We start from the raw sequence: 24,981 nt of genomic DNA on the forward strand, positions 1-24,981 counted from the left end.
TCCGAAAGAACTGGCGCGGGTTGAACGTGCCAAACCATTGCCAAGCGGGTAGGTAGCAGCCATCGGCTGATCGGCCGGTAGGAAACACAGGCTTTCAGATGATGATCAAATCAACTGGTCATAGATCTCGGCTGCAATCTGCTTGATGTCCTGGCGTGCGATCGGCGCCACGATCGTGCAGTTCAGCCCCGCATCGGTCCAGTTCATGACATTCAGGTCAGCAGAGGTTGCGAAGCGGGGCGGGGCATTGTCCTTCTGGCGCAGGACAGGCGTGAAGAACAGCGTGAGGCGCCGCCCTTCACTGTCCTCATACATGATTTGCGCGCCGGGCTTGTCCCCCACGGGCAGAAGCGTGCCGCCCACCAGATGCCATCCCACGTTTTCCAGATTTGGAATCGTGAGCTTGCGATCAAGCCGCTTGGAGAGCCAGATGCCGAGCGCGCCTCCATCATTGCCGCTCACTTCAACCGGGCGTGTCGGGTCTGCCGCATAGAGCCGGTGCGCGGCCAGCGCATTGTCCATCAGACCGGCAAACGCCTGCTGCGTGGTGTCAGGGCCGGACAATCCGATATCTTTTTGGGCTACATACCATCCGCCGCCTGCGCCGATTGCGACGCACAGCACCGCCGCCGCCGCCAGACGCTGCCACATGTGCTGCCGATCCTGCCGATCAGCTTCCATCCGCCGCACGTCGAGACGGGACGGCAGGGGCTCGCTGGCCGTCGGCTGATACAGGCTGACCATGAGGGCGTTCTGGTGCTGCCATTCGGCGAGGCGCAACCGCAGGTCAGGATCGAGGGCGAGCGCGGCTTCGATCTGCGCCGTGCGCGCGGCATCCAGCGAGCGGTCGAGATAGGCCATGAGATCGGCATCACTGATAATGCCTTCGGGTTGTGGCATCATTTCACGCTCCGCAGTTTCGGTGCCGCGTCGGTCGCCACCCGCAGTGCCTGACGCGCCCGGCTGATCCGCGACATGACGGTGCCTACAGGCACTTCGAGAATATCCGATGCCTCCTCATAGGTCATGCCTTCCAGTGCGACGAGAAGCAGCGCCTCGCGCTGTTCTGGCGGGAGGTGCTGAAGCGCCTGGGCAATGCCCGCAAGTTCTTGCCGGGCATACTGATTGCCCGCGATGCTTGCGTAATCCGCTGTGGCGTCGATCGACACATGAACCCCTTGTCGCCCCAGGCGCCGTCTCTCATTGCGATACAGATTGAGCAGGATGCGGAACAGCCAGGGCCTGACCGGGCCGATGGCCCGGAACAGGGACCGTTTCCGCAACGCCCGCTCCAGGCAATCCTGGACGAGGTCGTCGGCCGCGTTCCGGTCATGACAGAGCGCGCGGGCATAGCGCCGCAAAGCCGGAATGGACGTTTCCACCTCATCCAGAAAGGCCGTCATGCGGTCTTGGTCCTTCGGCCGCAGCCTCTACCAGGACCCGCCGGAGGTGCTGCCCGCCGCGGTCTGCACGGTGGGCACGACATGCCATACGCCGCCCACGCCATCCCCGGTCGCTTGCCCCTTGGCGGTGTCATCCTGCCAGTAATAGAGCGGCATGCCGTTGAAGGCCCATTGCTTTTGCCCGTCCTTGCGGGTGACCAGCCCAAAGGGGCCGCTGGCGGCATCGGCCGCTTTGGCGAGGAAGGGCGGCCAGTCTTCGGCGCATTCGCCGTAGCACGCGGACTTTCCCTTGCTGTCCTTGTCGAAAATATAGAGCGTCATGCCGCGGGCATCGGTCAATACCACGCCTTTCTGCGTCTTTTCCGATGCAAAGGGGAGTGCGGCCGCGAAGGCGAGGGGCGCGGTGACAAGAAAAGCACAGGCGGCGAGCATAGCGCGCTTCATAATGGTCTCTCCGGGATGAATGGCGGCACGATTGATCGTGTCACAGGGTCAACACCGGCGCCCGCGCTTTATTCCCAAACTTTTTCTCTAGCCGGGCAAATTTAAAAGTCCCGCGGGAGTGCCTGCGTCATGGAATAAAGCCAGGCCCGCGGTGTTGTGGTGGCACGTACACCCATCATTCGAGGGATTTGATCATGCCATTGCATCCAGCATCTGCGGCGCCCGCAGCCCGGCATTACGACCGCGTCACACGCATCCTGCACTGGCTGATGGCCGTCCAGATCATCATCCAGTTTTTGCTGACGCTTCTTTGGAGCCGCGTCGGCGACGATCTGGCGGGCGAGCTGGTGCGGCTGCATGTGTCGCTTGGCGTGTGCCTTGTCGCGACGCTTCTCTTCCGCATCCTGTGGCGGCTTGTCTGGGGACGCCGGCTGCCCACGACCTTGCCCCGCCTGCAGGCGACGGCCGCGCATGCCGTGCATTCGCTGCTCTATGTGATGATGATCATCGAGGTAGCGACGGGTCTATCGAAGCGTTGGGTGCGCGGGCGCAGCGTCGATGTATTCGGGCTGATTCATATCCCGTCGCCCTTTGTCTATGCGCCGGATCTGCGGCCGATTATGTCCATGACTCATGAGTATCTGGCCTGGGCCATCATCATCGTGGCCTGTGGCCATGGGCTTGTGGCCCTGGGTCATCGCGTCTGGCTGCGTGATGGCGTGCTGGAACGCATGACCGGTTGAGGCGTCGTTTTGCGGTCGATAATGACTAGGCGCGCCAGGGTGCCGTCGCCGCGAGCCATTCCTGCGCCCGGGCTTCAGGGTTTGCATTCAGCAGCACATCCGTCACCACGGCCGCGCTGTCGGCGCCGGCATCCAGCACTGCGCGGCCACGGTCGGGCGTCAGACCGCCGATGGCGACCAGCGGCACCGAGCCCACACGCCGCTTCCACTCCGTCACCCGCGGCACACCCTGGGGCGCCCAGGGCATCTGCTTGAGGATGGTCGGGAAGACCGGACCGAGGGCGATATAATCAGGCGCGACGGAAAGGGCGCGATCCAGTTCCGCATCATCATGCGTGCTGACGCCCAACGCCAGGCCGTGACGGCGGATGGCGGGCAGATCGGCATCCGCCAGATCGTCCTGGCCAAGATGGATGAAGGTGCAGCCGAGGTCGATGGCGATCTGCCAATAGTCGTTCACGACAAGCACCGCGCCGGCCTGAGCGCACAGGTCCCGCGCCTGGGCGATCTCCGCCCGCAGCACAGCATCCGGTTGTTCTTTCACCCGCAGCTGGACGAGCTTCACACCCAGCGGCAAAAGCCGCTCCAGCCAGGAGGCGCGGTCGACAATGAGGTAGAAGGGATCGAGGATCATCGGAAGGCGAGGCCCAGAACAGGGGTGGAGGGTTCCGCCATGTCGCGCGGCGGCATCGGGTCCGCGTCATAAGCCTGCCGTCCGGCCGTGATGGCCCCGGCAAAGGCTTCGGCCATCAGCGCCGGGTCACCGGCTTTCGCCACCGCGGTATTGAGCAGAATGGCATCGAAACCGAGTTCCATCGCCTGTGCGGCATGGGACGGAAGTCCTATGCCAGCATCGATGACCAGCGGCGTATCGGGGAAATGCGCCCGCATAGCGCGCAGGCCATACAGGTTGTTCAAGCCACGACCCGAGCCAATCGGCGCGCCCCAGGGCATCAGCACGCGGCAGCCGGCATCGAGCAGCTTTTCGCCCACGATCAGATCCTCCGTCGTATAGGGAAAAACCTCAAACCCGTCGGCCGCGAGGATACGCGCGGCTTCCACCAGCCCAAAAACATCCGGCTGCAGCGTGTCATGATTGCCGATGACTTCGAGCTTGATCCAGTTAGTTGCAAACACCTCGCGCGCCATCTGCGCCGTCGTCACCGCCTCGCGCACGGAATGGCAGCCGGCGGTATTGGGCAGCACGCGCACGCCTAGGTCTCGGATGATCGACCAGAAGCTCTGGCCCGCGCGCTCGGCGCCGGATTCGCGGCGCAGCGAGCACGTGACGACCTCGGCGCCTGAGCGCCGCACCGCCTCTGCCATGATAGCGGGGGAGGGATATTGCGATGTGCCCAGCAGCAGTCGCGATGACAGCGAAACGCCATAAACCTTCATCGCTCTAGCCTCCCCGCATCGGCGCCAGCAGTTCCAGACGGTCGCCGTCTTGCAGAACCGTCTGGGCGCGGGATGCGCGCGGTGTGAAGTCACCATTGAGCGCGGTCGCGATGACCGTGCCGTCATAGCCGAGTTCCGTCAGCGCCTCGGCGAGGCTGGTGCTCGACACGGTCTGTTCTTGATTATTGACGAGGATTTTCATCCATCACCTCCGGGGAAAGCGTGCCATGGAGCAGATAGGCGGCCGCGCGTGTCGCGAGCGCCGGTGAGAGCAGGAAGCCATGCCGGTAGAGCCCGTTGACGCGCAGGCGGCCTGGGCCGAAGGGGCGCAGACGTGGCAGATTGTCAGCGAAGGCGGGCCGCGCATCGGCGCCCATTTCCAGAATCTCGGCCTCGGCAAAGGCTGGATGCAGCGCATAGGCCGCGTTGAGCAGTTCCACGACCGAGCGCGCGGTAACGCGGTGGCGCTCGCCGCTTTCCAGCATGGTGGCGCCCAACATGAAGACGCCGTCGCCGCGCGGCACGATATAGAGCGGAAAGCGCGGATGCAGCAGGCGGACGGGACGGCTGAGGGAGAGCGCCGGGCAGCGCAGGATCAGCATCTCACCCTTGACGCCGCGCAGATCATCAATCCGGTCTTCCGCGGCGAGGCCGCGGCAATCGGCGACGGGGCCGAGGGACGGATCATCGGCATCCGCCTCCCGGCCGAAGTCGAAGACCACGCCGCGGGCTGTCAAGGCGTCTACCAGCGCGGGCAGGACAGCGCGGGGGTTGAGATGGGCTTCGTCGGCAAAGAACAGGCCTTGCCGGAAACGGCCGGCCAGATCGGGTTCCAGGGCGCCGATGCCGGCATCGTCCAGCATCTCGAAGCGCTGCGTGCGGCGGGCAAAGCGCGAGAGGTCCGGCGCGTCGCGCCCCAGCGCCAGCACCAGGCTGCCGCGCTGGACGGTGGGCGGGAAGGCCCTTGGCCAGAAGGCGAGCGCTTCCTGACCCAGCGCGACGACGAGCGGCTCGGCGGATTCCGCCTCGCACCAGGGGGCCAGCATGCCGCCCGCATAGCGCGTGCAGGCCTGTGTGCCGAGGCTTGCGCTGCGCTCGATCACCCGCACGTCAGCGCCGCCCTCGGTGAGGGCCCAGGCGGTGGTCAGGCCGGCAATGCCGGCGCCGATAACTGTGACTGAGACAGGCAAAGACGCAACCCCATCCATGCGACCCGGGATGTGGTGAGGGAAGGGGCGGCCCGAAAAGCCGCATTGTCCGTAGACATCCATCCCTTCGCCAGCATGACCTGGATCAGGTTCTAAGGGTCGCCATTGCCGGGAAATACCCGAATGGCCTCTCAGCCCCTCATTGGGGCTCCCCTTGGTGGTCTCACTTTAGGCCTCACCAGCGGGGCCGTCAAAACGCCCGAGATTGCGTGCCGTACGGGATCGATGCTGGGGTGAGGGGCCCCGCTACAGGCCAAGCCCCGTCAGCAGACACTCGATCTGCCGCTCAAACCGCGTCCTGTCATAGTCGATGAGGGCGAGGCGCCAGAGGCCTTGCACATAGGTCACGATAATGGCGGCCGTCGTTTCGCCGTCAAAGGATGGTGGCAGCAGGCCCTGCCGCTGGTCCGCCGCGAAGCGATCTGCCAGATGGCTGATCCAGGAGGCGACCTGTTCCTGCATATAGTCCTGCAGCGCCGCTTCCTCGAGCACGGCCGGGGTGAGGGAGCCCGCCAGCAGACAGACCCGCGGCATGCTGGGATCATCCAGACTATCCAGGATATCGGCGAAGAAGGCGCGCAGGCCAAGGGCGGCCGTGCCGGCCGCCATGAAGGCCGCGCCGCGGCGGCGGTTCACGGTTGCGTCGTAAAGCTTCAGGCACTCCAGATAGGCGTTCTTCTTGCTGCCGAGGCTGTTGTAGAACGAGCCTTCGCCGATCCCCATCGCCTTGAGCAGGTCACGCAGCGAGGTCGCATCATAGCCGCCGCGCCAGAAAGTGTCGGTCGCGCGGGCCATCGCCGCCTCATAATCGAACGCCAAAGCGCGGGCCACCGGCGCCTCCATTTTGTATCGTGCGCTACAAATACTGCTTGACGCGCCGAAGCGCGATATCTAGAGCGTTTGTATCGAGTGCTACAAAATGGAGCAAGGCTCATGATCACCTGGATACGCAGTGCCGCCATCGCCCCCGGCAAGACCAGCGAAGCCTTCGCCTTCGTGCGCCGCGCCAGCACCCTGATCGCGGAGAAGCACGGCATCGATATTGCGATCAGCCGGCCGCTGGCGGGCAACCCGACGCGCATCTTCTGGTCATCCGTCCATGCCGATCTGGCGGCCTATGCGCGGGATCATCAGACCATCAACACCGATACGGAATTCCAGCAGATGCTGGGTGAGGTGGCACTCTGCTTCATCGCGGGGTCAACCCATGACGAGATTTTGCAGTCGCTATGAAGAAGGTAAGCCGCGACTGGTGCTGATGGTCGTTTCGTCAAGGTAATATGTCATCGCGTAACGCTTCCGATACTATTCAAGCGGCCAGTTTCGCGGCATCATCGGCCGGGACAGCTGTCCAGAGGATGCGAGAGTTACCGTGAGCGAAACTTCGTCAGACACCTTTGATGTGCCGCTTTACCTGGTCGATGCCGATGGCATTTATAAAATCGGCATCGAGGTCAGCCTGGACGGTGGCCAGACCTATCAGATGTATGAGTTCGACACGGGCGGCAAAGGCTTCTGGATTGCCGATGACGCAGCCTGGGGCACGACTGTCAGCACCGGCATTACCGCCAGCAACACCTATAGCAGCGGCCTGGAGTATAACGGCACGCTGGTCTCGACCGCCATTACGCTCGAAAACAGCACCGGTGGCACGGTCTCGACCGACGGCACGGTGGTGCAGATCTCGACGGTTACGAACACGAATACGAGCACGAACTCGGATGTCGAATGGAATACGACCAACGCGTCGGACGGCGGCCCGCCGCTTTACAGCAACTTCTACGGGGATTTCGGCGTCTCTCTAGCAGACAAGGACGGCCTTGAATCGCTCCTCAAGGAATTCGGCACATCGCTGTCGGAAGGCTATATCATCACCCTCAATAGCCTCTCGAGCATCGGCACCATCGCCGATGGCGGCACCTATGCCATCGGCACGCTGCAGCTCGGACTGACCGATCAGCAGATCGCGGATTATGCGGCGTCAGGCACCATCGCCATGGCCGGATCGACCACGAATTCCTATGACAACTACGTCTATTCCGAACAGATCGTGAATGGCACGATTGCCACCAATGGCACCACCGGGTCCGAGACCGGGATTGTGCTGGATACCGGCGCACCGAATACCTTCATCCCCGCCGGCACCAGCATCACCTATGACGCGCCGGTCAATAGCCTGACGCTCACGGCCGACAGTTCCACCGGCACCGCGACGATTCTGGATTACGTGCTGGGCAATGACCAAAGCGAGAACACTCTCTCGGGAGGGGCCGATGCCGGCACCGGCGCCTATGTCAATTCCGGGCTCGATGCCTTTCTGGGCAAGAGCATCATGTTCAATGTCGACAATGCCGGCGGCGGCTATATTGCGATCGAGGCGGCCTGCTTCGCGGAGGGCACGCATCTGGCGACGCCCGCCGGGCCGGTTGCGGTGGAAAATCTGATACCGGGCATGACGGTCATGACGCTGCGCGGAACCGCGCGGCCGATCCGCTGGGTGGGGCACCGCACGGTCGAGTGCGCGCGTCATGCCGAGCCTTCGCGTGTTCACCCGGTGCGGATCAGCGCCCATGCCTTCGGGCCAGGGCTGCCGGCGCGCGCGCTTTTTCTGTCCCCCGATCATGCCGTCTTTGGCGAGGGCGTGCTGGTGCCGGTGAAGCAGCTCATCAACGGTGACAGCATCCGCCAGGTTGCGGTCGATGCGGTGCGCTATTTCCATATCGAGCTGGAGTCGCATGACGTTGTGCTGGCGGAAGGGCTCCCGGTGGAAACCTATCTGGATACCGGCGACCGTGGCGCTTTCAGCAATGGCGCGGGCGCACTCGCCCTGCATCCCGCCTGGGGTAGCGCGGCGCGGGACGTCACGCTGATCATGGATGCCTTGGGTGCGGCCCCCTTCAAGGTGGCGGGGGTGGAGGTTGAGCGACTGCGCGCGCGGGTGAACGCAGCGGCCGGCCAGGCGCATCGCGCCGCGTAACGCGGGCAAGACGCCAGGACTCTGGACAAAAGGGCGCCGGCCGCTTGCGCGGCCGGCGCCCTGCTGAAGTCCGTTACCCCAGCGCGACCGTCAGATCGCGCTGGACGTGACTATATTACCACTGGATCTGCGTGCCGAAGCCGAAGAGTTGGGCCTGAGTGTCGTTATGCTCGGTGCCGGCCTTGCCAGTTGAGAAATCATAACCACCCTGGTGGCGCCAGCCGTAGTCGTAGTCGAGGAACAGGCTGACGCCCGGCACCAGCGTGTAGGTGGCACCCGCGGCAAAGCCATTGTTGGACTGCTGGCCTGTCGTCAGACCCGCCGAGGTGATGGTGGCACCGGAGCCTGAATCAATGCCGCCGGGCAGATCGCCGGTGGTATTGAACACGAAATAACTCGCGCCAAACGTAATCGGTCCCGCCGTGTATTGCGCGCCGCCCAGCCAGCCAATCGCGGATTTGCCGCCGTCGGGTTCCAGCTCGAAGGTATAGCCGGACACCTGGTTGAAGTTGCCGCCCACGACATTGCCGCCGAAGGTAACGCCCGCGATGGTGGCCGTCGCGCCACCTGAGAAGATGCTGAGATCCTTGTAGCCGCTCGGCGTGGTGTAGCTTTCGCTCTGGGTGCCCGTGCCGGCAACCTGACCGGAGAACATATAGTCGGCGCCTGCCTGGATGCCGACGGGGCCAAAGGTCTGGGTATACTGGCCGCCGAAATCGACGACGTTGCGCGGCGTGCCGCCGGAGACCGCTGTCGTGACGGTGGTGTCGGCTGCCGTGTAGTTTTCAGCCGTCTGGTTCGGCGTGAAGCCGAAGGCGAACTGGAAACCGGCGATGGTCGGCGACAGGTAGACGATCTTGCTCGTCTCCTGGTTGAAGCCGCCGTTATCAACGAAGGGATAGACGGGTTCGGCATTGGTGGGCACCAGGGCCGGCAGATCGCCCCACCAGCCGCCATCATTAAAGGCCTCGAAAGTGCCCGTCTCGAAGAGCACGACCGGACCGTTTTCCTGGCCGAAACTGACCTGGCCGATATGCGGCAGGCCAAGATAGCCGTAGGCCTGGTGAACATAGAGAGTTTCCGAACTCGCCGAGCTGCCGCTGTTCATGCGGATTTCAGCGGCGGCACCGTAGTGCAGGCCGTTTGCGGCGACGCCGTCGAAACCCGGAAAGAGGCGGAGATAGCCGAGGAAGCCGGCGGTCGAGGTTTTCGTGCCGCTGATGGAATCGAGCGATGAACTCTCGACGCCCGCGTACCAGTTGACGCGGCCATTGAGCCTTACTGTCACCGATCCCGGTTCCGCGGTCTGAGCATGAGCCAACGGTGAGAGGACGCTGGCGGCAACTGCGATGGCGGTACTCGCCAGAAGGGGAATGCGCATGATGATCTCGCTGATTGGTGGCGCCGCGGCAGATACCGAAGCGTGGGGTCGGACTTTTCGGCGATCGACCACGAAATGCAATAATCATGAGGATTGTTGCATTTAAATACCGACGACTGCGTCGATAATGCCACATTGTTCTGATGTATTATTGTTCCTGTCGGGACATTATTTCAATAAATATTAGCGCAGTTACTATTTGTTTCCATCGTTATATTTGTAGTGATTGAGTGGGAAGTAATCCCACACTACTGTGCGATGCGCCGGCGGGCTTCGGTCCCCCCGCGACATCAGGGCAGAAGGGTAGTCGGTGATCGAAATGTTTGAGAGCGGCGTGATGACTGATCATTCCGACATGTCCATGGTATTTCGGACTGGAGAGGATCAGCGGGCGGCACAGCGGGGTGAGAAAACGGTATCGGAGGCGACTGCCCGGGCCTATCAGATCGATTGGAGCCGATTTACCCTGTGGTGCGCCGGGGCAGGCGTCGCCGAACTTCCGGCCGAGGTGGACACCATTTGCCGCTTTCTGGAATCCGTGCGTCAGAGCGGCAGCAGCATAGCGGCCCTGAACCGGCATATCGCGACCATCGGCTATATGCACCGGCAGAGCGGCCTGGCCTCGCCGCTGGTGCTGCCGGAGAGTCAGCGCATCCGCGACATCCTGGCGCAGATGGCCGAGAGCGACCAGGCGCCCGTACGGCGGCCGACGATGCGCATCTGGAGCGAGACCCTGCGCGCGATCGGCGATAGTGGGCCGGCAGACATAAGGGACCGGGCTCTGCTCGCGCTTCACGCCGCAGGGGCCTTTCGCGCCCTGGAATTGGAGCGGCTGATCGTGACCCAGCTGCGGATCGAGCGCGCCAGCATGCAGATCCATCTTGGACGCTTCCGGTCCAACACGGCGCGCGGGACCTCGGTTATTACGCTGGTCGATGATCCCCGCCTGATGCCGGTCACCCATATGCGCCGCTGGCTGACCCAAGCCGGCGCGGATAGTGGCGTGGTCTTCCGCCACTGCGAGCCGGGCCGGGTCACCGAAGAGCCGATGAGCGCGGAGGATGTGTGCGGGGTGATTCTGACCCGGGCGCGGGACGCGGGCCACAGGCTGGTGCTGCCGCCCATACGGCGCTAACCGGCCGCGGGCTTATCCCCGATCTCCACAGACGGGGGAGGTGATTAAAACCGTCACACAGGCGTATGGTGGTGGGATGAATCACATCGACTCACCGCTCGCGGGCCTCACCCAGCGGCTGCCGCCCAGCAACCTCCAGGCTGAACAGGCCCTGCTCGGCGCGCTGCTTGCCAATAACAAAGCCTATGAACGGGTGTCCGAATTCCTGGCCCCCGAACATTTCGCCGATCCCATTCACGGGCGCATCTTTCAGGCGATCTCGCGGCGCGTCGAATCCGGGCAATTGGCCGACGCCGTCACCCTGAAGGCCGAGTTCGAGCATTCCGGCCTGCTGAACGAGGTCGGTGGCACGGCATATCTGGCTCAGCTGCTCACCGCCATGATCGGCATCATCAATGCCGGCGACTACGGCAAGACCGTCCATGACGCCTGGCTGCGCCGCCAGCTCATCGATGTCGGCGAGACCCTGGTCAATCGCGCCTTCGGGGCCGAGCCCGAGCTGGATGGCCGCGACCAGATGGAAGCGGCCGAGCAGCAGCTGTTCGACCTGGCGACCAGAGGCGGCAGCGAAGGCGGCTTCATCAGCTTCGAGAAGGCGCTGTCGCTGGCGATCGAAAGCGCCGAACGCGCCTTTCAGCGCTCCGGCGGCGTCTCGGGCCTGTCGACCGGTCTGCGCGATCTGGACGCCAAGACCGGCGGCCTGCACCCCTCCGATCTTGTCATCCTGGCCGGCCGGCCGGGCATGGGCAAGACAGCACTGGTCACCAAGGTCGCCTCCGGTGCTGCGCGCGCATCACTCGCCGAGTCGCGCAAGGAAGGCGGCGGCGATCCGCATATGAAGGGCTCAGTCGCGGTCTTTTCGCTGGAAATGAGTTCCGAGCAGCTCGCCGCCCGTCTGCTCGCCGAGGAGGCCCGCGTCAGCGGCGACCGTATCCGCCGCGGCGACATCGGGCCCAAGGATTTCGACCGGTTCGTCCAGGTGTCGCGGGATCTGGCGCAGCTGCCGCTGGAAATCGACGACACGCCGGCGATCACCCTCTCGGCGCTGCGCACGCGCTGCCGGCGCCTGAAGCGCAGCAAGGGCCTGGCCTTGGTGATCGTCGATTATCTGCAGCTGATGCGCCCGGCGGCCGGCACAAGGCCGGAAAGCCGCGTGCTTGAAATCAGCATGATCACCCAGGGGCTGAAGGCGCTGGCGAAGGAATTGTCGGTGCCCGTCATCGCGCTCTCCCAGCTCAGCCGTGCGGTCGAAAACCGTGAGGACAAGCGGCCGCAGCTGTCCGACCTGCGCGAATCCGGCTCGATCGAGCAGGATGCGGATATGGTCATGTTCATCTACCGCGACGAATATTACCTGGCCCAGCGGGCTCCGCAGCAGATGAGCTTCGATTCGGAAGACAAGTTCCAAGCGGCGCTCGACAAGTGGCAGCAGGATATGGAGCGCGTCCATAACAAGGCCGAGCTGTATATCGCCAAGCAGCGCCACGGCCCCACCGGCAAGATCGACCTTTTCTTCGAGGGCGAATTCACCCGCTTCGGCGATCTGGACCAAGTCCACGACGACAGCCGTTGATCGTAGGCTGCACGCTATGACCTCTGTCGATGTTCTGATTATCGGTGCGGGTGCCGCTGGCCTCGCGGCCGCCACCCGCTTGCGGGCGGCGGGCAAGACAACCCTTGTGCTGGAAGCCTCAGGCCAGCCGGGTGGCCGGGCACGCACGGTGCGCCCCGCATTCCTCGGCGGTGCCTGGCTGGATGAGGGGGCGGCCTGGCTGCATATGGCGGAGCAAAATCCGCTGGTAGCCGAAGCGCGGGCGCGGGGCGTGCCGCTGCGCGAAGCCTTCGGCAATCCGAGCCGCATGTTCATCGGCGGCCGCGAAGCGAGTGCCGCCGATCACGCGGCGTATGAGACCGCCGAAGCGGCATGGTTCGAGCGCGTCTTCGCGCATGCCAAAACCCCGGATGTGGCGCTGGCCGAGGCGATCGGACCTTTCCGCCAGCAAAACCCCTTCGCGCCCACGATCGAGGCCTGGGAGGCGGGGCTGATCGAAGCCTCCGACGCGCGCTGTCTCAGCCTCGCGGATTTCTGCCTGAACCAGCTCGGCGGCAGCAATATGATGGCCGAGCAGGGGCTCGGGCAGCTGCTGCGGGACATGCTGGCCGAAAGCGCCGGCGAGATTCGCCTGAACTGCCCGGCGACCCGCATCGACTGGAGCGGTCCGCAGGTGCGGGTGGAGACGCCTGAGGGCGTGATCGCGGCGGGGTCCGTCATCGTCACCGTCTCGGTCGGCGTTTTGGCCGCCGGGCGGATCGGCTTCGCGCCCGCTTTGCCGGTGCAGACCGCGCAGGCCATCGCCGACCTGCCGATGGGCCTGCTCAGTAAGATCGTGCTGCGCTCAGCCACGGGTGACCGTCTGGGGATGGACGGTCCGACGCAGCTGTTCCGCTGTCTGGACAAGCTGGGCGATCCTTTCATCAGTTTCATCGCCTGGCCGCGGAACACGGACCATGTCATCGGCTTTGTGGGTGGCGAGACGGCGTGGGAATTGGCGCGCGATCCGGCGGCGGCTGTGGCTTTTGCGCGGGAGGTCTGGCGCGACATGCTGGGCCATGACGCCGATCGCATCTTCGGCGCGGGCGGCATCACCACAGACTGGGGCACGGACCCCCATCATCTGGGCGCCTATACCTATGCGAGGCCGGGCGCGACAGCGGCCCGCGCGACGCTGGCCGAGCCCCTGGCCGGCGGCCGGCTGGTCTTTGCCGGGGAGGCCTGCCGCACCGACGGCATGGCGGGCACGGTGGGCGGCGCCATTCTGGACGGCCGGCGCGCGGCGGCCATTGTCCTGGGGCAAAGCGAGGCAGACCTTACGCAGATGACATCCTGACCGCTCTGGGCATGCGCATCCATCACGTCTATCTGGAGGCATGAATACGATTCTGAACGGGGTCGCGGCCATCGGGCGCGGCGCCATCTCCTCCTGCCGGTCTGCTGGGGCTCTCGCCATCTTCGGGGTCGAAGGGCTGATCCATATCGTCCTGCCACCCTATTATCCGCGTCTGTTCGGCCGCGCGATTTTCGGCATGGGGTTCCTGTCGCTTCCGGTGGTGGCGCTGACTGCGATTTTCGCGGGCATGGTCATCGCCCTGCAGTCCTATACCGGTTTCGCGCGGTTTGCCGCGCAATCCCAGACCGCGACGGTCGTGGCGCTGTCGGTCACCCGTGAACTGGGGCCGGTGATGGCGGCGCTGATGATGGCAGGGCGCGCGGGTGCGGCGATGGCGGCAGAGCTTGGCACCATGCGGGTGACGGATCAGATCGACGCGCTGCAGACGCTGTCGACCAAGCCCATGAAGTATCTGGTGGCGCCGCGGCTGCTGGCCGGCATCATCGCCATGCCGCTGCTGGTTGTCGTCGCCGATATCCTGGGCGTGCTCGGCGGCTTCATCGTCTGCACGGTCAAGCTGGGCTTTAACGGCCGGTCCTATATCCAGGACAGTTTTGCCGCCCTGCACACGGAGGACATCACGATCGGCCTCGCCAAGGGCGTCGTCTTCGGCTTCGTGATCGCGCTGTCCGGCTGCTTCTACGGCTATCGCAGCCGGGGCGGTGCCGAGGGCGTGGGGGCGGCCACCACATCCGCCGTCGTGCTGGCCTCCGTCCTGGTGCTGGCGCTCGACTATGGCATGACCGAGGTCTTCTTTACCCGATGAGCGCGGCTGACACTCCCAAGATACGCATCCGGTCGCTCCGCAAGGCGTTCGGATCGAAGCTGGTGCTGGACGATGTCGATCTCGATGTCGCGGCCGGTACCTCCATGGTCGTGATCGGCGGCTCGGGCACCGGCAAGTCCGTGCTGCTGAAGTGCGTCCTGGGCCTGATCGAGCCGGATGCCGGCAGCATTGAGATCGACGGGCAGGATATTCTGAAGCTCGGCCGGCGCGCGCGGGACGCGGCGCGGGGCGAGATCGGCATGCTGTTCCAGAACGGTGCGCTGTTCGACAGCATGACGGTGCGCGACAACGTCGCTTTCGGCCTCGTCGCCAAACGCCAGTCCAGCCGGGCGGACGCGAATGAGAAGGCGAATATGGTGCTGGGGCAGGTGGGTCTGGACCCCTCGGTCGGTGACCTGTCCCCCTCGGAACTCTCCGGCGGCATGCAGAAGCGCGTGGCGCTGGCGCGCGCCATCGCCTCCAAGCCGGAAATCATGTTTTTCGATGAGCCGACCACGGGTCTTGATCCCATCATGGGTGCGGTGATCGACGGGCTCATCGTCGATTGCGTGAAGCGCCTGGGCAGCACGGCGATTGCGATCACCCATGACATGGCCAGCACGCAGCGCATCGGCGACCGCGCGGCGATGCTGTATAAGGGGCGCATCATCTGGGAGGGGCCGGCGGCGACAATCCTGGACTCCGGCAATCCGATCGTCGACCAGTTTACCCATGGCCGCCGCGAAGGCCCTATACAGATGGAACTGCGCAAATAGCGCCGTGACCAGGCTTGAACGGACAGGCCTGAGTTGACAGAAATTTGGTTCGGGACTCCAATTATCGCGATGCAGGTATAAGGCCGGAATGAGGACGATGGCCGGAGGGTTTCTGCAGGAACGTGCTGGCCGGTGGTGGACGAAAGTTGCCCCCCAGGCTCAGCTCACGTTTTGGCAGGGTCAGGCATTGGCTCTGGGATGTTTCGCGATTGCGGCGCTTCTTCGCCTGGGCCTGGCGGCAACTTTGGGCAGCCACGGCGTCTTCTTTACGTTCTTCCCGGCCCTCATGATCACCGCCTTCTGGGGCGGGCTCGGTCCAGGCGTGACCTGCCTGGTGCTGAGCGCATTGGTCGGCGACTATTTCTGGCTGCACCCGACCGGTGCGTTCCGCATCGACACCGACGATCTGCACATCCTGCTGGGCTATATCCTGTCTGGCGCGGTGATCATCGTCATCTGCAGCCTTTTCAAAAATCTGGTTGAGGCCCACCGGGAGGCAGAGGCGCAGGCCCTGCTGCTGACGCGCGAAATGCGCCACCGCATCCGCAACCTGATGGGGCTTGTCCAGGCAATTTCCCAGCAGACCGCGCGGCGCGCGAAGGGGCTGGCCGACTATCAGGACCAGTTTCATGACCGTCTGGAGGCGCTGGGCCTGGCGCTGGCCCTGGACGTGACCGATACCGAGGCGCTGACCCCCGCCAATCTCGACCTATTGGTCACCCGTGTTTTGACCCCGTTCGGCTATAACAACTGCCAGATCAGCGGACCGCCGGTGCAGATTACGGCGCGCACGGCGACGCCGTTGGCGCTGATCATTCACGAACTGGCCACCAACGCGGTCAAATACGGGGCGCTGTCCGTGCCCCATGGCCGGGTCGAGATCGGGTGGCGGCGCAACGGCGGCACGGTTCACCTGGAGTGGCGCGAAATCGGTGGGCCGCCGGTGGTGCGGCCGCAGGCGCACGGCTTTGGCACCCGCCTGATCGGCTCGGCCTTTCGCAAGGAGGAAGGCGAAACCGACATCACCTACGATGCCGCAGGACTGTGCTGCCGCATCCGTTTCGCGGTCTGACGACAGGTAAAGCGCCTGATCCAGGCGGCCGATTGAGCCGCGGCCAGCCGAGGCAGGCTGCTCTTTTTGCGGGGACCTGGGTCCAAATTTCATGATGCCGCCGATCCCATAAGCGGATTGGAAAGCGGCCGCAGACAGCGCATACAGCGGGTCTCTGTGAAGAACATAGGACGCTCACATGTCTCGTCCCGCAAAACGCGTAACCGTGACCGGCGCTGCCGGCCAGATTTGCTACGCGCTCCTGTTCCGTCTCGCCCAAGGCGACGTTTTCGGCCGCGACCAGCCGATTATCCTTCAGCTCCTCGATCTGCCGCAGGCCCAGGCCGCGGTGCGCGGCGTGGTGATGGAGCTGGAAGACTGCGCCTTCCCGCTGCTGCAGGACGTGGTCATCACCGATGATCCGGCGACCGCTTTCCGCGATGCCGATGCCGCCTTCCTGGTGGGTTCGCGCCCGCGCTCGAAAGGCATGGAGCGCGCCGACCTGCTGCTGGCCAATGCCGAGATCTTCAAGGTTCAGGGCCGCGCGCTGAACGAGAATGCGAAGCGCGATGCCAAGGTGATCGTCGTTGGCAATCCGGCCAATACCAATGCCGGCATTCTCTCCGCCTTCGCGCCCGATTTCCCGAAGGCGAATGTGACGGCGATGGTGCGGCTCGATCATAACCGTGCGCTCTCTCAGCTGGCCGCCAAGGCCGGCGTGCCGGTCTCGACCGTCGAAAAGATGATCATCTGGGGCAACCATTCGCCGACCATGCTGGCCGACTGGCGTTTTGCGACCTCGGGTGGTCGGAGCCTGCCGCAGGTCGTCAATGACGAAGCCTGGTATCGCGAGACCTTCATCCCGAAAGTGGCGCAGCGTGGTGCGGCGATCATCGAAGCCCGCGGCGCGTCTTCGGCGGCCTCGGCCGCCAATGCGGCGATCGACCATATGCATGACTGGGTGCAGGGCACCAAGGGCGGCTGGGTCTCGATGGCCGTGCCGTCAGACGGGTCCTATGGCATTCCCGAAGGCATCATCGCCGGCGTGCCGGTGACCTGCGCCGACGGCGCCTATACGCGCGTAACCGGTCTGGAGATCGACGCCTTTTCGGCCGAGAAGATCGCCGTGACGGTGAAGGAACTGCAGGACGAGATTGCCGCCGCGCTGGGCCAGTAATGTCGTTCGCCCCATGCCGGGACGACCGGCATGGGGCGGGTTTCACGTATTGCCCTCGCGCTCGAACAGCCTGTCGATATCGCGGCCGGCATAGAGAACGCGGTCGATCACGATGCGCGCTGGCGCGACGTGAAAGGCGATGGTGATCCGGCGTCGGAAGCCGGTGACGCGCAAGCCGGGACGCAGATCATCTCGCGGCGTTCCACGTTGCGGGAATGTCTCGAAATCCATGCAATGCAGGCGGATGGTCTCGACAAATGCCAGTGCCCTGGCTTCTCCGGCACTGTCCGCAATGTCATCGTAAAGGCTTAGAAGGTCTTCCGCAGCTTCAGGCGAAAAGACAACCTCAGCCGCCACGGCGACGTTTGTCCAGCCGGGCGGCATGACGGGCCTCGATTTGCCCGGCTAGCGTTTCACCCGAAAGCCCGCGCGCCGGGTCCGCCACCATGGCATCGTAAACGGGAACGACCTCCTGGCTGAGCCAGCGATTGAGGCTTGTGTCCCGCTCCTGAAGCGCGTGCAAGCCGGCGCGTATCACCTCGCTCGCGGAGGCATAGCCGCCGGAGGCGACCAGATCGTCGATATAGCGCGCCTGTTCAGCCGAGAGGCTGACGGTGCGCTGGTCGCTTTCGGGGCCGGATTGCTTGTCCATGGTCGAAGATTATAGGCAGCGGCCCGAAAGTTTCACATCGAAATCCGATTGCACGCCTAATGCCGGGGCACTCAAGACGGGGGGCGTCCTGGCGCTGCGACGGTTAGATCCCCGGCATGCAGCCGGGGAGGACGCCTTAGGGCCGTTCTCAGCCCGCGAGGGCGGAAAGGCCCGGCAGCCAGCCGAAATGCTCCATGACCTTGTGGCTGCCTTCCCAGATCATCTTGACCGCGACGAAGAGCACGACGGCGAGGCCGACCCAGGCGATCCAGCGGCGCTTTTCGAGCTGGGTCGCGATGACGCTGGCGGCGATGCCCATCAGCACGACCGATAGCAGCAGGCCGAGCGCCAAAATCCACGGATGCTCATGCGCGGCGCCGGCCACTGCCAGGACATTGTCCAGGCTCATGGAAATATCGGCGAGTGCGATCTGCAGCGCAGCCTGAAGCGGTGTCTTGGCGATGGCGGGCGCCCCGCCATCCGCATGGGCCGCGCGATGCTTCAGCTCGCGGAACATCTTCCAGCAGACCCAGAGCAGCAGAATGCCGCCCGCCAGGGTCAGACCCACGATGGCCAGCAGCTTCAGCGCGACCATGGCCATGGCGATGCGGATGACGACGGCGAAGCCGATGCCGGCCAGCACGGCCTTCCGCTTCTGATCGGGTGCGAGACCGGCGACGGCCAGGCCGATAACGACGGCGTTGTCTCCCGCCAGCACAAGGTCGATCATCAGGACCTGGGCGAGGGCGGAGATTTGGGAGAGCAGGGTTGCTTCAATCATTTCCCTTCATCTGAAGCCATGACCGTGCTTGTCAACTCTGGCCATGCGGGCTAGGGCGGCGCCTACGCGCTTTTTCCTGGAGACGTCACATGGTCCCTCGTTACTCCCGCCCTGAAATGGCGGCCATCTGGGCGCCCATCAACCGCTACCGCATCTGGTTCGAGATCGAGGCGCTGGCGGCCGAGGGCATGGCCATGGTGGGCGCCGTGCCGGCCGACGCCGCCCGGACCATCCGGGAACGCGGCGCGCCGATGCTGGCCGCCATGACGGACGCCGATGTCACCAGGATCGACGAGATCGAGAGCGTGACGCGCCATGACGTCATCGCCTTCCTGACCTGGCTCGCCGAAGGCGTCGGGCCGGACAGCCGCTTTGTGCATCTCGGCATGACGAGTTCGGATGTGCTGGATACCGCGCTTGCCGTGCAGCTGACCCAGGCGACCGATATTCTGATCGCCGATGTCGATGCCGTGCTGGCCGCGCTGAAGAAGCAGGCTTTCGCGCATAAGTTCACGCTGACGATCGGCCGCAGCCACGGCATCCATGCCGAGCCGACCAGCTTCGGCCTCAAGATGGCCGGGCATTATGCCGAATTCGCCCGCAATCGCGCGCGTCTGGTCGCGGCGCGGGCTGAAATCGCGACCTGCGCGATTTCCGGCGCCGTCGGCACCTATGCCCATCTCGATACGCGGGTGGAGGATTACGTGGCGGAAAAGCTCGGCCTTGCCGCCGAACCCGTCTCCACCCAGGTGATCCCGCGCGACCGTCATGCCGCCTGGTTCGCGGCCCTGGCGGTCGTCGCTTCTGGCGTCGAGCGGCTGGCAACCGAAGTGCGCCACCTGCAGCGCTCGGAAGTGCGGGAGGCGGAGGAGTTTTTCCATGTCGGGCAGAAGGGCTCGTCCGCGATGCCCCATAAGCGCAATCCGGTGCTGAGCGAGAACCTGACCGGTCTGGCGCGCATCGTCCGCGCGGCCGTGGTTCCGGCGCTGGAAAATGTGGCGCTGTGGCATGAGCGCGACATCAGCCATTCCGCGGTCGAGCGCGTCTTCGCGCCCGACGCCTCCATCGCGCTGAACTTCGCGCTGCAGCGCCTGGCCGGGATGATGGACAAGCTGCTGGTCTATCCCGACCGGATGTCGGCCAATCTCGAAAGCCTGGGTGGTGTCGTGCATAGCGGCGAAGTGCTGCTCGCCCTCGCGCGGTCTGGCATTTCCCGTGAGGATGCCTATCGCATCGTTCAGCGCAATGCGATGGAGACCTGGACCAAGCTCGGCACGCCCGAGGGCCGCGGCTTCCGCGCCAATCTGGATGCGGACCCGGACGTCGCCGGGCGGGTGGCGCCGGAGGTGCTGGATAGTGCCATGGATTCCCGCATGCATCTGAAGGCGCTCGACGCGCTCTATACGCGCGTCTTCGGTGAGCCAGGGCCGGCGGCCTGAACGAAGCCTTATCATCCTGGTAGTCAAACTTGATTCGATATAGAAACGACGATAGGAGAGGATAAGGCGGCGAGGTCTGCAACGGGCGAGGGGGCTGTGACGCGCATATGGAGCTTTCCCGGGCCAAGGCGTCGCGAAGGCTTTCAGAGCCGCAGCGCCGCAGCGCCTTTCATCCGCGCATGGTTCTGGTCGGCTGGGATGTAGGCGGTATCGGCGCCACCGGCCTGGCCTGCCGCAGCCTGAACCCGTCGGGCCATGCCGGTCACACAGTGCGCGAACTTGTGGTGATCCTGGGCACGGCCGCCCTCGCCGTGACCCTGCTGCAGGCACGGGGCTTCTACCGAAGCCGGGCCGAGAGCCGGCGCCTGGCCCTGCTGTTTACGCTGGCCCAGGCCTTCGCGCTCATGCTGCTGGCACTTCTGCTGTGGGAAGGGCTGGCCGCATTTTATCCGGGTGCGATGGCGGCTGAGCGGACCGGCATTCTCGCTCTCAATCGCAACTGGCTGTTCAGCTGGACGCTGGCGGCACCGCTGCTGCTGACCGCGACCCGCCCGCGGTTGGAAGCAGTCCTGTGGCGCGCCGTGCGCGCCCCGCCGCAGCGGCGTGCGGTGCTGCTGGCCGACCGTGAGGGCGTCCGGCGGCTTGCCCCCGTGCTGGCGGCCGGTGGCCTCGTCCAGCTTTGCGGCTTTCTCGATATCCCGTCCCGTGGCGAGGGACAGGACCGCGAGAAGGTCATTCTGCCCGGCCCTGCGCTGACCCGCCTGCGTGACGCGCGCGCCGTGCTGGAACGCGGCGAGGCGGATCTGCTGCTCATCGCCCTGCCGGAGACGGCGGGCCGCCATATCGCGGCGATCGACCGGCATATGGCGGGGGTGGCCGCCGATATCTGGCTGGCCCCGCCGGACGCGGCGCGCTTTTACGCGGCGGGCACGCGTCTGACGGCACTGGGCGGCTTTCCGTTTCTGCCGCTGCGCGACAAGCCGATGGCCGGGGTTCGGGCGATGGCCAAGCGCGCCGAGGATGTGGTGCTCGGCCTGCCGCTTCTGGTCATCGCCCTGCCGGTCATGCTGGTCATCGGCGTCGCCATCCGGCTGACCTCACCGGGGCCCGCCTTGTTCATTCAACCCCGTCTGGGCCTCAACCGCCGGATCATCCTGGTGCGCAAATTCCGCACCATGCGCAGGGAGGACGGCGATGCCGATGGCAGAGAGCAGACGGTGGCCGGGGACCGGCGGGTGACGCCGCTGGGCCGCTTCCTGCGCCGCACCAGCCTCGATGAACTGCCGCAGCTGATCAATGTTGTGGAGGGCACGATGTCCCTGGTGGGCCCGCGTCCGCATGCTCTGGGCACCGAGGCCGCGGGCCTGCCCTTCGGTGAGGCCGCATCCGATTACGCGGCCCGCCATCGCGTCAAGCCCGGCATGACGGGCTGGGCGCAGGTCAGCGGCTTGCGCGGTGAGACGGATACGGTGGAGAAGCTGCGCCACCGTGTGGCGCACGACCTGCACTACATCGCCCATTGGTCGCTGCTCTTCGACCTGCGCATCCTGGCGCTGACTCTCCGCGCCGTGGTCCGGGGCGAGGGGGTGTGACAGGGCCGGGAGTTCCCACGTGCATCTGGCGGCAAAGTCCCGAGCAAAATAACAGACACTCGATCAAGCATCTCTACGAATCGTTTCTTTTTCATTATATGCATCCATAATAAAAACGATGTTGACGACTTTTAGTCTGTCCGTTTTTTAGCGCCGCATCTTTCTTAACGGGTGCGGAATGTCAACACGAGGAGAGCGCCTGCAAGGCGCCATGGCAGCACGGGGAATCCGCAAACAGATCGTTCTTGCCGCAGAAGTCGGCGTTAATGAAAGCGCTGTCAGCCGCTGGCAGCAAGGTGCCGGCCTGTCGCTGGAACATGCGGTCAAGCTTTGCGAGACGCTAGACATATCATTGGATTGGCTGGTTCTGGGACGGGGCGATATGGATCAGCATCATCGCGCTGAAACCGGTTCAAGTGAACGGCCAGTGCTGTCGAAAATTGATCAACTGCCAAAATCTGTAGCCACAGCCCTAATGACTTTGGTGGATTGCATCCACACGGAACTACCATCAACGCCTTGATGATTGCGCGCCGCTCACGCGGTCCCGGCGCCACTTGCACGCCACGCAAGTCTATTCCTTTTGCGCAAAGAGCTATTTTTCTTATCATACCGAGATCGGAATGAACAATTTTTGTGATCTTCTTCCCGGAGACAAGTGGCGCAAACGCGCCATTCATTCCGTGCCTAGTAATATCAAAAGACACCGGGGCGAACGATCCAACGGAGAACAGTCAATGGTTGCCTACTATATCTTTGAACGCGTCGATGAAGCGAAACTGACGGCGGCCGACGCCAAGCAAGACGTCAAGAATGCGAACTTTGACGAAAATCTGTTCACCTATGCCGAGGACGGCAAAAAGGTGAAAGTCACCCCAACGGGACTAACATCTCCGTATCTGCCGCCCAGCACGGTCGCGCACAACACCAGGCCGAAGATCAACGTCACAGTCATAGACTAGGCATTCCGTCTCTACCGCTACCAGTTATAAACTAAACATTGCCGGCGCCGTGCGCGCCGAGCCGGAGGTTACCATGTCTACTCTGATTACGATCAATCTCATCAACAACAGCACGCAGAACCACAGCTTCTATTTCTTCCAGCAACCGGCGAAATATACCGGCGGTGCACTGGTCTATTCGAACAGTCTCTACAGTGCCCCGCTTGCGCCTTATGACGATCCCGTCAGCGGCGGCGGGTCGCTGACCTTTCGCGCGAACATCCAGTTCGTCGCCGGCGTTCAGCAGTCGGACAATGCCGTGCCGCCTGTGGGGCAAAGCTCGGGCTACGGCACCGCTACCAAGCCGATTGATCTGACGCTGGCGGACGGCACCCCCACCAACAACTCGACCCTCATGGCGATTTCAAGCAGCGGCGGACTTGGGCTGAGCGTGCCGAAGTTTACCAACGGGGTCCAACCCGGCGCCTTCCGCATCACGACACCGAGCTACAATGCCAATGCCAACAATTACTTCGCCGGCTCCGCTGTGCTGCTCGGCAACGGGACACCCGTGCTGTCGAATTTCGTTTTGGCGAGCCCCGCCGCCAATATCGACGCCCAGCCGATCCTGAAATACTACGTGGCTGTCGGCGACTATGTCGCGGGCACGGTTATGAACTTCACGACTAGTTCGGTCGCAGCGGCGCTTTGCGATGCAACCCAGGGCAAGGTTTCGTTCAATGTCGGCTACGATGCCTCCGGGAACTGGTCTGTCACCTGACGGCGCCGCGCCGCGCTGAGACACCTGCGCGCCATAAGCCCCCGCACGATTGAGCGGCTTCGGGTAGAGCTGTTTCTATCTCGCGTGCGAGATAGAAACAGCCGCCTTGCCATCAATCTGCAGCATTTCACGGTCAAAGGCCAATAAAGGAACTCCATCATGACGGCCGTTGAATTGGATACCATCTATCTGCAATATGCGAAGAAAGGGAGAACGCAAACCACCTTGATGGTTCAGTTCGCCAATTACAAAGGCAGGCATGACTTTGTCTTGGGCGACGACAGTGCCGCCTGGCCGATCGGCACGACACAAGAATGCACATCCGGAACGACGTGTAAGATAACGACCACAACTGCGGAAGAGGGCGTGCTGATTAAACCTCTCTCCGACCTCACATGGCTCGGCACGAGTGCATTTACCGAGTTCACCATTGACGGTGATGACTACAAGATTACGTTCAACCAGCCCTGACGCTAACCCTGGCCAGGGTCTGCCGGCCGCCGGGGCGGGGCGATCGCAGGCGCCAAGGCTGAGACCATTCCTTAACCACAATGATAGGAGTAGGGTCCGGCCTGGCACGAGGCTGGCCGCAAGGGAAGGGCGCATCATGACGTTGATTACGATTAACGTTCAGAACGATAGTCCATCGCCGCAGAATTTTCTGTATTTCATGTCGGCCGCCCAAGGGGGTACAGCCGCCGGCTGGTATTCCACCAGCCTTGGTACCGCCAAGCTCGGCAACTACGCGCAGAGCGGAGCGATCCTCACCTTCATCCTCGACTTCGAGTATCGCGCAGGCGTCCAGCAGGCCCATGCCCAGCCGGTTCCGGGACAACAATCGGGCTATATTTCAGCCAGTCAGGCTGTCCAACTATCGACCGGCGACGGGAAATCCACCGATACGACCACCATGACGGTGAACCCGCTGGCGCTCTCGCCGGCCGTGCCGGGAACGAACGTACCGGCAAACAGTTTTCGTATCGTCACGGCCAGTTATAACGGCGCTACAGCCATCTATAATGCAGGCACGGCCTTGCGCACGAGCAGCGGCGGGGTAGTGCTGCCGACCTTCATCGTCGCCTCTCCGAATACCACCATAACGATCGCGCCGAAGCCGATATTCAATCTCGCCTTGGGAAATGCGGGAACCGGTATCGTCGTCGACCCCACCAGTTTCTCTCGCCTCGGGGTTTGCGACGCTACCTTCAATACCAGCTTCCAGGCCGTCTACACGGCCAGTGGAAACTGGCAGGTGACGCCCGGCTTCGATACCATGAGCATGGTGAGCATGTCCGTCGCGGCGGACGCACTGGCGTTCCCTGAACCCGGTGACACGCCCATCGACGATCCGGCGCCCAGCCCCACGCAGATCATCGTGAGGCTTTGAG

General features: G+C 63.9%; 29 protein-coding genes and 1 riboswitch. Of the genes, 17 read left to right on the plus strand and 12 right to left on the minus strand.

Features of this window, described 5'->3' with window-relative positions:
* Nucleotides 1-105: 105 nt before the first annotated feature.
* The 3 genes from AC3G7M_RS12865 to AC3G7M_RS12875 are packed head-to-tail and all read right to left on the minus strand — an operon-like array spanning nt 106 to nt 1,847.
* Complete coding sequence (locus AC3G7M_RS12865; RefSeq protein WP_489212434.1) at nt 106-903, minus strand: anti-sigma factor family protein; 798 nt, start codon at nt 901-903, stop codon at nt 106-108.
* Entirely contained in the window at nt 900-1,403 is a 504-nt protein-coding gene (locus tag AC3G7M_RS12870) for an RNA polymerase sigma factor (RefSeq protein ID WP_489212436.1), read from the minus strand. Before AC3G7M_RS12870 ends, AC3G7M_RS12865 begins: the two co-directional genes overlap by 4 nt.
* Nucleotides 1,404-1,430: 27 nt before the next feature.
* Nucleotides 1,431-1,847, minus strand: coding sequence for a COG4315 family predicted lipoprotein (locus tag AC3G7M_RS12875; protein ID WP_489212437.1), 417 nt, complete (start codon nt 1,845-1,847; stop codon nt 1,431-1,433).
* Between the two features lie 194 nt (nt 1,848-2,041).
* On the opposite strand from AC3G7M_RS12875, the gene AC3G7M_RS12880 reads away from it, so the two are divergent.
* Nucleotides 2,042-2,590: a cytochrome b gene (locus tag AC3G7M_RS12880; protein ID WP_489212438.1), complete on the plus strand. Its 549-nt coding sequence runs from the start codon at nt 2,042-2,044 to the stop codon at nt 2,588-2,590.
* Nucleotides 2,591-2,615: 25 nt separating this feature from the next.
* Here AC3G7M_RS12880 and AC3G7M_RS12885 read toward each other — a convergent pair whose 3' ends face one another.
* The 5 genes from AC3G7M_RS12885 to AC3G7M_RS12905 form a co-directional block, all read right to left on the minus strand.
* Nucleotides 2,616-3,224, minus strand: coding sequence for a thiamine phosphate synthase (locus tag AC3G7M_RS12885; protein ID WP_489212440.1), 609 nt, complete (start codon nt 3,222-3,224; stop codon nt 2,616-2,618).
* On the minus strand, nt 3,221-3,988 hold the full coding sequence (locus AC3G7M_RS12890) for a thiazole synthase (protein WP_489212441.1): 768 nt from the start codon (nt 3,986-3,988) through the stop codon (nt 3,221-3,223). Before AC3G7M_RS12890 ends, AC3G7M_RS12885 begins: the two co-directional genes overlap by 4 nt.
* A gap of 4 nt (nt 3,989-3,992) precedes the next feature.
* Entirely contained in the window at nt 3,993-4,157 is a 165-nt protein-coding gene (gene thiS / locus AC3G7M_RS12895; RefSeq protein WP_489212442.1) for a sulfur carrier protein ThiS, read from the minus strand.
* 13 nt (nt 4,158-4,170) lie between these two features.
* Nucleotides 4,171-5,196, minus strand: coding sequence for an FAD-dependent oxidoreductase (locus tag AC3G7M_RS12900; RefSeq protein ID WP_489216048.1), 1,026 nt, complete (start codon nt 5,194-5,196; stop codon nt 4,171-4,173).
* 45 nt (nt 5,197-5,241) lie between these two features.
* Nucleotides 5,242-5,361, minus strand: a riboswitch (TPP riboswitch).
* Between the two features lie 81 nt (nt 5,362-5,442).
* Complete coding sequence (locus AC3G7M_RS12905) at nt 5,443-6,027, minus strand: TetR/AcrR family transcriptional regulator (RefSeq protein ID WP_489212443.1); 585 nt, start codon at nt 6,025-6,027, stop codon at nt 5,443-5,445.
* Nucleotides 6,028-6,129: 102 nt separating this feature from the next.
* On the opposite strand from AC3G7M_RS12905, the gene AC3G7M_RS12910 reads away from it, so the two are divergent.
* On the plus strand, nt 6,130-6,429 hold the full coding sequence (locus AC3G7M_RS12910; protein WP_489212444.1) for a hypothetical protein: 300 nt from the start codon (nt 6,130-6,132) through the stop codon (nt 6,427-6,429).
* Nucleotides 6,430-6,568: 139 nt separating this feature from the next.
* The gene (locus AC3G7M_RS12915; protein ID WP_489212445.1) at nt 6,569-8,173 is read left to right on the plus strand and encodes a Hint domain-containing protein; all 1,605 of its coding nucleotides are present in this window, start codon (nt 6,569-6,571) and stop codon (nt 8,171-8,173) included.
* A gap of 115 nt (nt 8,174-8,288) precedes the next feature.
* On the opposite strand, the gene AC3G7M_RS12920 is transcribed toward AC3G7M_RS12915, so the two are convergent.
* On the minus strand, nt 8,289-9,554 hold the full coding sequence (locus tag AC3G7M_RS12920) for a porin (protein WP_489212447.1): 1,266 nt from the start codon (nt 9,552-9,554) through the stop codon (nt 8,289-8,291).
* Nucleotides 9,555-9,909: 355 nt separating this feature from the next.
* Between AC3G7M_RS12920 and AC3G7M_RS12925 the strand changes: the two genes are divergently transcribed.
* The 7 genes from AC3G7M_RS12925 to AC3G7M_RS12955 all read left to right on the plus strand — a co-directional run bounded on the left by AC3G7M_RS12925 (nt 9,910) and on the right by AC3G7M_RS12955 (nt 17,407).
* Nucleotides 9,910-10,689, plus strand: coding sequence for a hypothetical protein (locus tag AC3G7M_RS12925; protein WP_489212448.1), 780 nt, complete (start codon nt 9,910-9,912; stop codon nt 10,687-10,689).
* Between the two features lie 76 nt (nt 10,690-10,765).
* Nucleotides 10,766-12,262, plus strand: coding sequence for a replicative DNA helicase (locus AC3G7M_RS12930; protein ID WP_489212449.1), 1,497 nt, complete (start codon nt 10,766-10,768; stop codon nt 12,260-12,262).
* Nucleotides 12,263-12,278: 16 nt separating this feature from the next.
* Complete coding sequence (locus AC3G7M_RS12935) at nt 12,279-13,577, plus strand: flavin monoamine oxidase family protein (RefSeq protein ID WP_489212451.1); 1,299 nt, start codon at nt 12,279-12,281, stop codon at nt 13,575-13,577.
* A 40-nt stretch (nt 13,578-13,617) separates the two neighbouring features.
* Nucleotides 13,618-14,403 carry an MlaE family ABC transporter permease gene (locus AC3G7M_RS12940; protein WP_489212452.1) on the plus strand — a complete coding sequence of 262 codons (786 nt, stop codon included), beginning with the start codon at nt 13,618-13,620 and terminating at the stop codon, nt 14,401-14,403.
* Entirely contained in the window at nt 14,400-15,179 is a 780-nt protein-coding gene (locus AC3G7M_RS12945; RefSeq protein ID WP_489212453.1) for an ABC transporter ATP-binding protein, read from the plus strand. Before AC3G7M_RS12940 ends, AC3G7M_RS12945 begins: the two co-directional genes overlap by 4 nt.
* 97 nt (nt 15,180-15,276) lie before the next feature.
* Complete coding sequence (locus AC3G7M_RS12950) at nt 15,277-16,251, plus strand: sensor histidine kinase (RefSeq protein WP_489212455.1); 975 nt, start codon at nt 15,277-15,279, stop codon at nt 16,249-16,251.
* A gap of 178 nt (nt 16,252-16,429) precedes the next feature.
* Nucleotides 16,430-17,407, plus strand: a complete 978-nt coding sequence (locus AC3G7M_RS12955) for a malate dehydrogenase (protein ID WP_489212456.1) — start codon at nt 16,430-16,432, stop codon at nt 17,405-17,407.
* Nucleotides 17,408-17,449: 42 nt separating this feature from the next.
* Here the strand turns inward: AC3G7M_RS12955 and AC3G7M_RS12960 are convergent, their stop codons facing one another.
* From AC3G7M_RS12960 to AC3G7M_RS12970, 3 genes are all read right to left on the minus strand, one after another.
* On the minus strand, nt 17,450-17,764 hold the full coding sequence (locus AC3G7M_RS12960; protein ID WP_489212457.1) for a type II toxin-antitoxin system RelE/ParE family toxin: 315 nt from the start codon (nt 17,762-17,764) through the stop codon (nt 17,450-17,452).
* Nucleotides 17,754-18,059, minus strand: coding sequence for a type II toxin-antitoxin system ParD family antitoxin (locus AC3G7M_RS12965; protein WP_489212458.1), 306 nt, complete (start codon nt 18,057-18,059; stop codon nt 17,754-17,756). Before AC3G7M_RS12965 ends, AC3G7M_RS12960 begins: the two co-directional genes overlap by 11 nt.
* A gap of 148 nt (nt 18,060-18,207) precedes the next feature.
* On the minus strand, nt 18,208-18,840 hold the full coding sequence (locus AC3G7M_RS12970; protein ID WP_489212459.1) for a TerC family protein: 633 nt from the start codon (nt 18,838-18,840) through the stop codon (nt 18,208-18,210).
* A gap of 89 nt (nt 18,841-18,929) precedes the next feature.
* Here AC3G7M_RS12970 and purB point away from each other — a divergent pair, with 89 nt between their 5' ends.
* From purB to AC3G7M_RS13005, 7 genes are all read left to right on the plus strand, one after another.
* Nucleotides 18,930-20,279: an adenylosuccinate lyase gene (purB, locus tag AC3G7M_RS12975; RefSeq protein WP_489212460.1), complete on the plus strand. Its 1,350-nt coding sequence runs from the start codon at nt 18,930-18,932 to the stop codon at nt 20,277-20,279.
* Between the two features lie 107 nt (nt 20,280-20,386).
* Entirely contained in the window at nt 20,387-21,871 is a 1,485-nt protein-coding gene (locus AC3G7M_RS12980) for an exopolysaccharide biosynthesis polyprenyl glycosylphosphotransferase (RefSeq protein ID WP_489212462.1), read from the plus strand.
* 211 nt (nt 21,872-22,082) lie between these two features.
* The gene (locus AC3G7M_RS12985) at nt 22,083-22,394 is read left to right on the plus strand and encodes a helix-turn-helix domain-containing protein (RefSeq protein WP_489212463.1); all 312 of its coding nucleotides are present in this window, start codon (nt 22,083-22,085) and stop codon (nt 22,392-22,394) included.
* A 214-nt stretch (nt 22,395-22,608) separates the two neighbouring features.
* Nucleotides 22,609-22,833 (plus strand): hypothetical protein, encoded by a 225-nt coding sequence (locus AC3G7M_RS12990; protein WP_489212465.1) that lies wholly within the window; start codon nt 22,609-22,611, stop codon nt 22,831-22,833.
* Between the two features lie 73 nt (nt 22,834-22,906).
* A complete protein-coding gene (locus tag AC3G7M_RS12995; RefSeq protein ID WP_489212466.1) occupies nt 22,907-23,593 on the plus strand; it encodes a hypothetical protein in 687 nt (228 codons plus the stop codon).
* Between the two features lie 159 nt (nt 23,594-23,752).
* On the plus strand, nt 23,753-24,064 hold the full coding sequence (locus AC3G7M_RS13000; RefSeq protein WP_489212467.1) for a hypothetical protein: 312 nt from the start codon (nt 23,753-23,755) through the stop codon (nt 24,062-24,064).
* Between the two features lie 136 nt (nt 24,065-24,200).
* A complete protein-coding gene (locus AC3G7M_RS13005) occupies nt 24,201-24,980 on the plus strand; it encodes a hypothetical protein (RefSeq protein ID WP_489212468.1) in 780 nt (259 codons plus the stop codon).
* Nucleotide 24,981 lies beyond the last annotated feature (1 nt).

This window comes from Acidisoma sibiricum (assembly GCF_057837225.1).

Bases quoted from the DNA above. Each gene is read 5' to 3' on its own strand.
- AC3G7M_RS12990 (WP_489212465.1), top strand. From the start codon at position 22,609: ATGGTTGCCTACTATATCTTTGAACGCGTCGATGAAGCGAAACTGACG.
- AC3G7M_RS12910 (WP_489212444.1), top strand. From the start codon at position 6,130: ATGATCACCTGGATACGCAGTGCCGCCATCGCCCCCGGCAAGACCAGC.
- AC3G7M_RS12880 (WP_489212438.1), top strand. From the start codon at position 2,042: ATGCCATTGCATCCAGCATCTGCGGCGCCCGCAGCCCGGCATTACGAC.
- AC3G7M_RS13005 (WP_489212468.1), top strand. From the start codon at position 24,201: ATGACGTTGATTACGATTAACGTTCAGAACGATAGTCCATCGCCGCAG.
- AC3G7M_RS12955 (WP_489212456.1), top strand. From the start codon at position 16,430: ATGTCTCGTCCCGCAAAACGCGTAACCGTGACCGGCGCTGCCGGCCAG.
- AC3G7M_RS12930 (WP_489212449.1), top strand. From the start codon at position 10,766: ATGAATCACATCGACTCACCGCTCGCGGGCCTCACCCAGCGGCTGCCG.
- AC3G7M_RS12935 (WP_489212451.1), top strand. From the start codon at position 12,279: ATGACCTCTGTCGATGTTCTGATTATCGGTGCGGGTGCCGCTGGCCTC.
- AC3G7M_RS12870 (WP_489212436.1), bottom strand. From the start codon at position 1,403: ATGACGGCCTTTCTGGATGAGGTGGAAACGTCCATTCCGGCTTTGCGG.
- AC3G7M_RS12875 (WP_489212437.1), bottom strand. From the start codon at position 1,847: ATGAAGCGCGCTATGCTCGCCGCCTGTGCTTTTCTTGTCACCGCGCCC.
- purB (WP_489212460.1), top strand. From the start codon at position 18,930: ATGGTCCCTCGTTACTCCCGCCCTGAAATGGCGGCCATCTGGGCGCCC.
- AC3G7M_RS12885 (WP_489212440.1), bottom strand. From the start codon at position 3,224: ATGATCCTCGATCCCTTCTACCTCATTGTCGACCGCGCCTCCTGGCTG.
- AC3G7M_RS12950 (WP_489212455.1), top strand. From the start codon at position 15,277: ATGGCCGGAGGGTTTCTGCAGGAACGTGCTGGCCGGTGGTGGACGAAA.
- AC3G7M_RS12970 (WP_489212459.1), bottom strand. From the start codon at position 18,840: ATGATTGAAGCAACCCTGCTCTCCCAAATCTCCGCCCTCGCCCAGGTC.
- AC3G7M_RS12965 (WP_489212458.1), bottom strand. From the start codon at position 18,059: ATGGACAAGCAATCCGGCCCCGAAAGCGACCAGCGCACCGTCAGCCTC.
- AC3G7M_RS12925 (WP_489212448.1), top strand. From the start codon at position 9,910: ATGTCCATGGTATTTCGGACTGGAGAGGATCAGCGGGCGGCACAGCGG.
- AC3G7M_RS12940 (WP_489212452.1), top strand. From the start codon at position 13,618: ATGAATACGATTCTGAACGGGGTCGCGGCCATCGGGCGCGGCGCCATC.
- AC3G7M_RS12995 (WP_489212466.1), top strand. From the start codon at position 22,907: ATGTCTACTCTGATTACGATCAATCTCATCAACAACAGCACGCAGAAC.
- AC3G7M_RS12945 (WP_489212453.1), top strand. From the start codon at position 14,400: ATGAGCGCGGCTGACACTCCCAAGATACGCATCCGGTCGCTCCGCAAG.
- AC3G7M_RS13000 (WP_489212467.1), top strand. From the start codon at position 23,753: ATGACGGCCGTTGAATTGGATACCATCTATCTGCAATATGCGAAGAAA.
- AC3G7M_RS12920 (WP_489212447.1), bottom strand. From the start codon at position 9,554: ATGCGCATTCCCCTTCTGGCGAGTACCGCCATCGCAGTTGCCGCCAGC.
- AC3G7M_RS12865 (WP_489212434.1), bottom strand. From the start codon at position 903: ATGATGCCACAACCCGAAGGCATTATCAGTGATGCCGATCTCATGGCC.
- AC3G7M_RS12890 (WP_489212441.1), bottom strand. From the start codon at position 3,988: ATGAAGGTTTATGGCGTTTCGCTGTCATCGCGACTGCTGCTGGGCACA.
- AC3G7M_RS12985 (WP_489212463.1), top strand. From the start codon at position 22,083: ATGGCAGCACGGGGAATCCGCAAACAGATCGTTCTTGCCGCAGAAGTC.
- AC3G7M_RS12900 (WP_489216048.1), bottom strand. From the start codon at position 5,196: ATGGATGGGGTTGCGTCTTTGCCTGTCTCAGTCACAGTTATCGGCGCC.
- AC3G7M_RS12980 (WP_489212462.1), top strand. From the start codon at position 20,387: ATGGAGCTTTCCCGGGCCAAGGCGTCGCGAAGGCTTTCAGAGCCGCAG.